The sequence below is a fragment of the Streptomyces sp. NPDC054932 genome, from assembly GCF_053610205.1.
The window spans coordinates 1-9,123 of sequence record NZ_JBSGXU010000264.1 but is presented as its reverse complement, the minus strand read 5'-3'; the positions used below and the strand labels follow the sequence as shown (position 1 = coordinate 9,123).

Genomic DNA, 9,123 nt, shown 5'->3' with positions numbered 1-9,123 from the left:
GGCGGCCCGCGGGTCGTCGCCGGTGGGGGGGGGGGTGGAGACCCCGCCGCGGTCGTGAGCGCGCGAAGGGGGCGGGGCCGCCTTGGGCGGCCCCGCCCCTCACGCATTCCGACCCGTGAGCTCCGGTGGGTGCGCTACGCGCCCTTGAACTCCTGACGCTGGCGGCCGAGACCCTCGATCTCCACCTCCACGACGTCACCGGCCCGCAGGTAGGGCTTCGGCTCCGGCTGGCCCATGGCCACGCCGCCCGGCGTACCGGTGACGATGACGTCGCCCGGGTACAGGGTCATGAAGTGGCTCAGGTACCTGACGACCTCGCCGACCGGGAAGATCTGGTCCGAGGTGTTGCCGTCCTGCTTGAGCTCGCCGTTGACCCACAGCTTCACGTCCAGGACCTGCGGGTCCGGGATCTCGTCGGCCGTGACCAGCCAGGGGCCGAGCGGCGTGAAGGTCTCGCAGTTCTTGCCCTTGTCCCAGGTGCCGCCGCGCTCGATCTGGAACTCGCGCTCCGAGACGTCGTTGACCAGCACGTACCCGCCGACGTGCGCGAGCCCCTGCTCGGCGGAGTCCAGGTAGCGCGCGGTGCTGCCGATAACGACGCCGAGCTCGGCCTCCCAGTCGGTCTTCACGCTGCCGCGCGGGATCAGCACGGTGTCGTCGGGACCGCCCACGGTGTCCGGCGCCTTCAGGAACAGGATCGGCTCGGCCGGCGGCTCCGCGCCGATCTCGGCCGCGTGCCCGAAGTAGTTCAGGCCGATGCCCACGACCTTGCCGATGCGGCCGACCGGCGCACCGATCCGCAGGCCCTCGGCGCCCAGGACCGGAAGCCCGCCGGACTCGGCCGCGTCCCGCACCCGGGTCAGCACGGCGTCGTCGGCCAGCAGGCCGCCGTCCACATCCGTGATCAGGCCGGACAGGTCACGCAGGGTCCCGTCCCGGTCGAGCAGCGCGGGGCGTTCCGACCCTGCGGGTCCGACACGCAGCAGCTTCATGGGCATTCTCCCGTGGTCGTGGGTGGTCGGCCCGGAGCGCGCCCAGGGCCGGCCGATGGGTTGCGGCCATCGGAGGATTGGTCGATCCTCCAAGATGTCCACCCAATCCGCAAGACCCTGTTCACAGACTGGAACGCTCGCCTCCATCAGCCGGCCGGCCCGCCCGCTCCTTGCGGTACTGCAGCCAGGACCGCTCCGCCAGCGACCACGCGGTGGTGGTCAGCAGGTAGAGCCCGGCGGCCAGCGGCACCACGGCGGCCGTGATCAGCGTCCCGAACGACAGCAGGGGCAGTACGCCGCCCAGCTTGCGCATGACCTCCTGCTGCTCGGCGCTCACCTCGGCCAGGGCCCCGGCCGCGGCACCGGGCCCGGCCTTGGCGGCGCGGCCGATCGGCTTCGGCGGGGTGGCGGCGGCAGCAGCCGCAGCCAGCGCGGCCGTCCGCCGCGCCCGCACCGCGCTCCACGCGGCGACCACGGCGATGGCCCCGAACAGGCCGAGGAAGACCAGCCCCTGCGCCCCGAACAGGCCGCCCTCCCCCAGCGCCCCGGTCCACCGGGCCCCGAGCGGCGCGGCGAAGAGCCGGTGCCCGAGCAGCTCATTGACCTCCCCGCCCACCTCGGCGGAGGAGAACACCTGGTACATCACGAAGAACACCGGCAGCTGCAGCAGCAGCGGCAGGCACCCCGCCGCCGGAGTCGCGCCCCGGAAGGCGGCCCGGCTCAGCGGGTACAGGGCGAGCCGTACGAGCACGGTGAACAGCACGATCGCGGCAGCGGTCGCGGACTCGGCCAGCACCGGCTCGAGAAGCCGGCCCAGCTCAGCAACAAGATTGACGAAAACGGACACGCGGGCCCTCCGAGGGGTCTCGTCGAACGTCGAAAAGACATGCATTTCGGCGTGACGACCCGCGAGGGGCGACAACAGTGATCAGTCAGCAGAAGGCGACAAGGCGGGAAGTGCTGCGCGCCCCTACGCGGCCGTCGGGACGAGACGGCCGGGCGCCCTGGGCCGCGACCGGCCCGAGGCATCGGGATCACGCTGCGGCAGGAACGCCGTGCGCTGCTCGCGATCACGGATCGCGGTGCGTATTCGGTGCGGCGGCACGGGCCGCACCAGCCGCGCGGCGGCGGCCAGGGCCGCGGTACCCACGGCGACGGTGGCCGCGAGCGCGACCACCACGGCGCCCAGCCCGCCCTCCCCGGCGAACAGCCCGAGGAGTCCCCCGAGCAGCACGAGCGGAAGCAGCACGGCGAGGACCCGCGAGGTCCGGGCGAACAGGGTGAAGGACAGCAGGCGGCCGTCGGGTCGTTGCCGAGCCATATGGACCTCCCCCTCTCCGCTCCCGCGCACGAACTCCCGTACGAGATCGATGGTAACCGGGCCCACCGACAGATCCATCGGCCGGAAGTATCGACGTCAGGAAGACCTGAGTAGGGTCCCCCAGACCACCAGGCGGTACTTCGAGCTGTACTCGGGCGTGCAGGTGGTGAGCGTGATGTACGCGCCGGGCTCGCCGTACCCCTGGTCCGGCTTCACCACGCTCCGCGGCACGGGCGCGATCACCCCGGTGTCCCGCTCGGTCGTCTGACTCAGCGTCCTCCCGACCACGTACGTGTACCGGCGCCCCCGCATGTCGACGATCAGCTCGTCGCCCGCCCGCAGCCGGTTGATGTACCGGAACGGCTCGCCGTGGGTGTTGCGGTGCCCGGCCAGCGCGAAGTTCCCCTGCGCCCCGGGCCCGGCGGTCCCCGGGTACTGCCCGGCGTACCCCTTGTCCAGGACGGTCCGCTTGTCGACCCCCTGCGCGACGGGCACGACGAGACCGAGCCGCGGGATGCGCAGGACGGCGTACGCCCCGTCCCGGTCCGGGGGCCGGGCGGGCCGGGCGGGCCGGGCGGCCCGGGTCGCGGCCCCGTCCGGGACGCGCCCGGCCGCCGCAGCCTCCTCGCCCCCGGAGCCGGCCGCGTCCACCGGATCGGCATCGTCGCCGGCGTCGGCAGCGGATTGCGGCGGGAGGCCGGAGCCCGGGCCGGGGCCGTCGGGGTCGGCGCCGTCCCAGGCCCGTTCCAGGGCCCGGACCTGCTCCTGCGCGGCGGCCGCGGCCTGCCGGTTGGTCCACCACACCTGGTGCACCACCAGCAACAGGACCACCACGCCCACGGTGACGATCAGCTCGGCGCCCGCCCACAGCACCCCCGCGAGACCGGCCCGGCGCACCCGCCGGCCGCTCCCCTGCACCACCACGGGTACGCGATCTCGCACGGGCGGCACCTTAAGTCCTCCCCCGTCAACTGACCAGCGGCAGTACGGTGTGAACCATGCGCCCCGACACGCCTGCCGAGCACATCGCCGAAGCCGAGCGCCTCATCCGCACGGCGACCCGCTACCCCGAGGACCAGGAGCCCTTGCTCCTCCAGGCCGCGGCCCACCTCGAACTGGCCGACGCACGCGACCGGGCGAGTGCCCTCTACGACCAACTCCTCTCCTCCTCCCCGTCCGACCCGCACCTGATCAAGGCCCTGCAGGCGGCCAACCTCTGGGAGTACGGCCACGAGGCGGAGGCCCGCGCCCTCATCTCGGGCATCCGCGCCGCCTCGCCCAAGGACCCGGCGCCGTGGGAGGTCATCGCGGAAGCCCTCGAGGCCCACGACGAATTGGAGGCCTCGCACGACTGCTTCACCGAGGCGGCCACCCTCCTCATCGCGGAGGACGACCCGCTGACGCCGGCCACCACCGCCCTCCTCACGGGCCGCCACCGCGTCCGCCGCCTCCTCGGACGCCCGCACGACGACTGGGACATGGTCGCGGACACCCGCCACATCGGCCCGATCCCCCTCGACGAGCTCCACGACCCGAAGCGCATCTGGGCCCTGGGCTCCGACGACCCCGCCGAGCTGCGCGCCGAGATCGCCCGCCTGCGCGCCGAACTGGGCGACCGCCGCGCGGCCCTCTCGCGCCCCTTCCCGGTGGCGATCCTCCACTGGCCGGCGCGCGAGCTGGCGGAACTGCTGATGTCGTACCCGACGCTGGCCTCGGAGTACCCGTCGCACGAGATCCACCTGCGGGACATCGAGACCTCCCTGCGCGCCCTGGCCGCCTCGGGCACCACGAACCTCGGCATCGTCACGGCGAGCGTCCCGTCCTACGAGGCCTTCGCGGCATCGGAGAAGACCTCCCCGGCCTCCCCGTCCCTGCTGGCCGAATACGCCACGACCCTGGCAGCCCGCGGCAAGGCCACCCCCTGGCCCCCGCCCCCCACCGCCTCCTGCTGGTGCACATCGGGCAAGCCGTACTCGGAGTGCCACGGGGAAGCCCGCACCACCTGAGCCCGCATGGATGGTGGACAAGGGGGCTGACATCATGCGTCCATGCCTGGTGCCGTCCCCTCCTCCCCCGGTGTCTCGGCGCGTATGAGTCGACAGGCCTCACGCGCCACCACACCCGAGTTGGCCGTTCGCCGTCTCCTCCACGCGTCCGGCCTTCGCTACCGCGTGAACTTCCCTGTTCCCGGCATACGCCGCCGCACCATCGACATCGCCTTCACCCGCGCGAAGATCGCCGTGTTCCTGGACGGGTGCTTCTGGCACGGCTGTCCCGAGCACGCGACGCGGCCGAAGGCGAATGCCGAATGGTGGCGGGCCAAGCTGGAGAAGAACATGTCCCGCGACCGCGAGACGACGGCCCACCTGGAGGCGGTCGGCTGGACCGTGCTCCGGTTCTGGGAGCACCAGTCCCCCGAGGAAGTCGCACGCGAGATCACGCTGACGCGGGACCGCCCGCCGACGACCCTCGCGCTGCCGCCGCACCCCGCCCCGGGACGCTGAACCGGTGGGTCCCTCGACAGGCCGTGCCGGGACGGAGTCGGCCTTCGCGCCCGAACGACCTGCGCTCACCCGGGGCGGGCCGGGGCGGGAGGCGCACGACCTCAAGTCCGGCAGCGGCGACGGGGACACCGCACGCGGTCGCCGGCACGGCCGGGCCGCCGCCACGGGCCGGTCGGGTTCCCCGTTTCCGATGCGGAGGACGACCGGCGGCCAGGCCGGGCCCGAGCCGTCACCACGCCTCTAGCGGTCCGCCGCCGCGTACGAGGCCGTGGCCATTGCGGCGGCCGCCGTGAAGACCGCCGGCCAGGCGCCGATCTTCTTCGCCAGGGGGTGCGATCCCGCGAACGCGGCGACGTAGGCCGCGCCGAGCAGGGCCGTGGTCGCCGGGGTCGTGCGGCGGTGCCACTCGCGGGCCGCGAGGGTGCCGGCGGCCGCGAGGACCACGCCGCCGAGCGGTCGCACGCCGGTCCAGCGGGCCGTGGCGTAGCCGCCGACCAGGCCTGCCGCCGCTACTGCCGAGGTGGGGATCTGCGCCATCGTGGGAGCCTCCGGGTCGTTCGAACGTGACGTCGCTACGAGGCTAACGCGCGCGCCGCGCGAAGCGGCGGGCGGCCGCCGCGCCGAGGACCACGACCGCGCCGCCGAGGACGCCGGGCGGCAGCGTGTCCTGGACGGCTCGGGGCAGCACCGCCATGACGCCCAGGATGATGAAGAACGCCACCGCGCACGCGGTGAGCCCGGCCAGGGTCCGGCGCAGGAGAGAAGTACGCACACCGGTTCAACGCCGCGCCCGGGTCGGCGATACGGGCGGTCCGGGCCGGGTACGGAAATCGGGTGCGGAAGTCAGGTACGGAAGTCGGATTTGTCGCACACCCTCCGGATCCGTGCACGTGCCCTCCGTGGAACCTCTCCGGCGTAGATTCACTCTCCTACACGGGCGATACGACCCAAGCCGCCCAAGCCGGCCCAAGGAGCTGCAAACGTGATCTGTTACGGACCGGCCGTGCTGGACCTGTCGGACGAACTGGCCGATGCCTACAGCGAGGTCTTCTCCGCTCCACCGTGGAACGAGGACGAAGAAACCATTCGCCTCTTCAGTGCCAGGCTTCAGGCCGACAGCCGCCGCGCCGGCTTCCGCACCGCCTTCGCGCAGTCCGCCGCGGGCATCGACGGATTCGCCACCGCCTGGCTGACCCCCAAGGCCTTCCCCACGGACCGGGGGTACGGCCAGGTCTCCGCGCAGCTCGGCCGGCAGCGCGTACGGGAACTGCTCATCGGCGCCCTGGAGATCGACGAACTCGCCGTACGCCCCCACGCGCGCGGGCACGGCACCGGGCGCGCCCTGCTCGCCGAGATCACCGCCGACGCCCCGGACGACCGCGCCTGGCTGCTGACCGCCCGGGTCGCCACCGACACCGTCGCCACCTACCTCAGGCTCGGCTGGCACGAGGTCACCCCGCTGCCCGGAACGCAGAACGGCGTCGTCGTCTTCCTCGCCCCGAACCACCCCTCGGCCTGAGCATCGCGCACGCCCCACCGGGCATACCCGGGGCGTGATCACTCGTACCGCCCGGCGCCAGCTGAACATGGCCACCCACCACCAGCTCAGGCAGGCCGGGATCCCGGCCGCCACCATCAGCGGCCGCAGCCGCCCCGGAGGACCCTGGCAGCGGATCCTGCCACGGGTGTACCTCCTGCAGACCGGCCCGCCGGACAGCAGGCAGCGGGCACTGTCCGCCGTCCTGTACGCCGCCCACCCCGCGGCCGATCCGCTCTCCGGATCCAGCGCCGCACTCACGGGGGGAGCCGCCCTCGCCCTCCTGGGCATCCGCGACGCCCCGCCCGAACCGCTGGACGTGATCGTCCGCGCCCCGCGCTCACCGGCCGCCGCGGGCCGGGTACGGCCCGCCTCGACGGCACGCTGGCCCGCCACCATCCACATCCGCGGCGTCCCCAGCGCCCGCCCGGTCCGGGCCGCCGCCGACTTCGCGGCCCGGACCGACGATCCGGACCTGGTGCGCTCCGTACTGGCCAACGTCGTCCAGGGCGGCTGGTGCCACCCGCACGACCTGCACGCCGAACTGCGCGCGGGCCGCATCCGTGGGCGACCCGCCGTCCGGGCCGCGGCCGCCGAACTCGTCGCCGGGGTCCGCTCGATCGCCGAGGGCCGAGCCCGCGACACCCTGGCCGCCACCGACCTGCCCGCCCCGCTCTGGAACGCCCGCCTCCACGGCCTGGACGGGGCCTTCCTCGCCAGCCCGGACGCGTACTGGCCCGAGGAGGGCGTGGCTCTGGAGATCGACTCGGCGGAGTACCACTACACGCGCGACGCCTGGCAGGCCACCCTGCACCGGCGGCTGCGCCTGGAGTCCCGGGGCGTCCTGGTGGCCGGTACGACGCCCGGGATCCTCCGCGACCGGCCGGCCGACGTGATCGCCGCGCTGCGCGCCCTCCTCGCCCTGGGCGCCGCCCGCCCGGCTCCCCCGGACGTCACCGCCCGCGGGCACGCCCAGCTGGAACTGCCGCTCCCCCTGTCTCAGGCCCCGAAGGCCCGGGACACCGTATAGATCAGCAGGCCCGCCAGGGCGCCGACCACCGTGCCGTTGATCCGGATGAACTGCAGGTCACGGCCGATGTGCGCCTCGATCTTGCGGGAGGTGTGCTCGGCGTCCCAGCCCGCCACCGTGTCGGTGATCAGCGAGGTGATCTCGGTCCGGTAGGTGGTGACGACGTAGACGACCGCGCCCTCGATCCAGCCCTCCACCTTCGCCTGCAGGCGGCCGTCGGTGGCCAGGCGCGCGCCGAGGGACAGCAGCGAGGCGCGGACCCGCAGGCGCAGCTCGCTCTGCTCGTCCTCCGCCGCCGACATGATCATCGAGCGGATCGCCGACCACGCGGAGGCGATGACGTCCTGGACCTCGTCGCGCTCCAGGATCTCGGACTTGAGCCGCTCCACCTTCGCGCGGGTCTCGGTGTCCGACTGGAGATCGGCCGCGAAGTCCGTGAGGAAACGGTCCACCGCCCCGCGCGCCGGGTGCTCGGGCATGTCCCGCATCTCCGTGACGAAGCGGAGCAGTTCCTTGTAGACGCGCTCGCCCACCTTGCGGTCCACGAACCGCGGGGTCCAGCCCGGGGCGCCGCCCTGGACCGCGTCCGTGATCGAGGCCCCGTGCGTGACCAGCCAGTCGTGCGCCTTGGCACAGATCAGGTCGACGGCTCGGCGGTGGCCGCCGTCCTCGACGACCCGCTCCAGGGTCTTGCCGATGCCCGGCGCGATCTCGGCGGTCTCGGCGCGCCGGGTGATCGCCTCGCCCACGACGGCCTGCACGTCGGAATCGCGCAGCACGGTCAGGGCGCCGCGCAGCGCGGCGGCCAGCTCGGCCGTGACCCGGTCGGCGTGCTCGGGCTCGGCCAGCCAGGAGCCGAGGCGGCCGCCGATGCCGAGGGCGTGGAGGCGGGCCCGGACCACGTCGGAGGAGAGGAAGTTCTCCCCGACGAACTCGCCGAGGGTGACGCCGAGCTGGTCCTTCTTGGTCGGGATGATCGCGGTGTGCGGGATGGGCAGGCCGAGGGGCCGCTTGAAGAGGGCGGTGACGGCGAACCAGTCCGCGAGCGCGCCGACCATGCCGGCCTCGGCCGCGGCGGCGACGTACGCGGCCCAGCCGCCCGCGCCCCAGGCGTGCTGGGCGTACTTGGCCAGTACGTAGACCAGCGCGACCAGGATCAGCAGACCGGTCGCGGTGGCCTTCATCCGGCGGACCCCGCGGCGGCGCTCCTCGTCGGCGGCGTTGAACACGAACGCGCCCACCGCTGCGCGGGCGGGGTGCGGTGCGGGTGGCGCGGGGGGCGGGGCGGTGCCCTTGCCTCCGGCCGTGCTGCGGTTGTCCACGTGCTCCTGCCTTCCCCCGGGGGCGCCGGTTTTGTCTGCATAGCATCCGACTCCCGGGAGGTCCGAGGAGTTCCCGCCACGCCCTTCCGCTCCCGCGGGGGCAGCAGCCCGGGGTCGGCCGGCCTCCCGCTCGCGCGGGGCTCGGGCGGTGGTGCGAGCCGGTCCGCTGGGCGGGCCGGTCCGCGGGGCCGGGGAGGGGTGTCTCCTCGGCTCGCGCCTGCGGCGGTGTTCGGCCCGTACGGGGCGGTTGCGCGCTCGTCCTGCGGGGACACCCCTCCCCGTCCCCGCTTCCCCCTGCGCGGGCAGGACCGCCGAAGCCGGCCGTGGGGCGGGGACACGCAGGAGGGTCCCCGCAGGACGAGCGCGCAACCCAGGCCGAACGGCACAACCACGGCCGCAGGCGCGAGCCGAGGAGAC

The 9,123-nt window shown here is 74.0% G+C and carries 11 protein-coding genes; 4 read left to right on the top strand and 7 right to left on the bottom strand.

What is annotated here, in order from left to right:
- Window positions 1–134: 134 nt before the first annotated feature.
- The 4 genes from ACWGE1_RS37995 to ACWGE1_RS37980 all read right to left on the bottom strand — a co-directional run bounded on the left by ACWGE1_RS37995 (window position 135) and on the right by ACWGE1_RS37980 (window position 3,255).
- On the bottom strand, window positions 135–992 hold the full coding sequence (locus ACWGE1_RS37995) for a fumarylacetoacetate hydrolase family protein (protein ID WP_453425033.1): 858 nt from the start codon (window positions 990–992) through the stop codon (window positions 135–137).
- A gap of 121 nt (window positions 993–1,113) precedes the next feature.
- Entirely contained in the window at window positions 1,114–1,839 is a 726-nt protein-coding gene (locus ACWGE1_RS37990; RefSeq protein ID WP_453425032.1) for a YidC/Oxa1 family membrane protein insertase, read from the bottom strand.
- A gap of 123 nt (window positions 1,840–1,962) precedes the next feature.
- On the bottom strand, window positions 1,963–2,313 hold the full coding sequence (locus ACWGE1_RS37985) for a DUF6412 domain-containing protein (RefSeq protein WP_453425031.1): 351 nt from the start codon (window positions 2,311–2,313) through the stop codon (window positions 1,963–1,965).
- A gap of 96 nt (window positions 2,314–2,409) precedes the next feature.
- Entirely contained in the window at window positions 2,410–3,255 is an 846-nt protein-coding gene (locus ACWGE1_RS37980) for a class E sortase (RefSeq protein ID WP_453425030.1), read from the bottom strand.
- A 56-nt stretch (window positions 3,256–3,311) separates the two neighbouring features.
- Here ACWGE1_RS37980 and ACWGE1_RS37975 point away from each other — a divergent pair, with 56 nt between their 5' ends.
- On the top strand, window positions 3,312–4,319 hold the full coding sequence (locus tag ACWGE1_RS37975) for an SEC-C metal-binding domain-containing protein (RefSeq protein WP_453425029.1): 1,008 nt from the start codon (window positions 3,312–3,314) through the stop codon (window positions 4,317–4,319).
- Between the two features lie 42 nt (window positions 4,320–4,361).
- Window positions 4,362–4,817, top strand: a complete 456-nt coding sequence (locus ACWGE1_RS37970) for a very short patch repair endonuclease (RefSeq protein ID WP_453425028.1) — start codon at window positions 4,362–4,364, stop codon at window positions 4,815–4,817.
- Between the two features lie 240 nt (window positions 4,818–5,057).
- Here the strand turns inward: ACWGE1_RS37970 and ACWGE1_RS37965 are convergent, their stop codons facing one another.
- Window positions 5,058–5,354 carry a hypothetical protein gene (locus tag ACWGE1_RS37965; RefSeq protein WP_453425027.1) on the bottom strand — a complete coding sequence of 99 codons (297 nt, stop codon included), beginning with the start codon at window positions 5,352–5,354 and terminating at the stop codon, window positions 5,058–5,060.
- A 43-nt stretch (window positions 5,355–5,397) separates the two neighbouring features.
- Window positions 5,398–5,589 (bottom strand): hypothetical protein, encoded by a 192-nt coding sequence (locus tag ACWGE1_RS37960; RefSeq protein WP_453425026.1) that lies wholly within the window; start codon window positions 5,587–5,589, stop codon window positions 5,398–5,400.
- A 210-nt stretch (window positions 5,590–5,799) separates the two neighbouring features.
- Between ACWGE1_RS37960 and ACWGE1_RS37955 the strand changes: the two genes are divergently transcribed.
- Both ACWGE1_RS37955 and ACWGE1_RS37950 read left to right on the top strand, forming a co-directional pair.
- Window positions 5,800–6,336, top strand: coding sequence for a GNAT family N-acetyltransferase (locus ACWGE1_RS37955; protein WP_453425025.1), 537 nt, complete (start codon window positions 5,800–5,802; stop codon window positions 6,334–6,336).
- Window positions 6,337–6,370: 34 nt separating this feature from the next.
- The gene (locus tag ACWGE1_RS37950) at window positions 6,371–7,384 is read left to right on the top strand and encodes a hypothetical protein (protein ID WP_453425024.1); all 1,014 of its coding nucleotides are present in this window, start codon (window positions 6,371–6,373) and stop codon (window positions 7,382–7,384) included.
- Here the strand turns inward: ACWGE1_RS37950 and ACWGE1_RS37945 are convergent.
- Window positions 7,354–8,625 (bottom strand): DUF445 domain-containing protein, encoded by a 1,272-nt coding sequence (locus ACWGE1_RS37945; RefSeq protein ID WP_453425034.1) that lies wholly within the window; start codon window positions 8,623–8,625, stop codon window positions 7,354–7,356. The genes ACWGE1_RS37950 and ACWGE1_RS37945 overlap by 31 nt on opposite strands.
- Window positions 8,626–9,123: the final 498 nt, after the last annotated feature.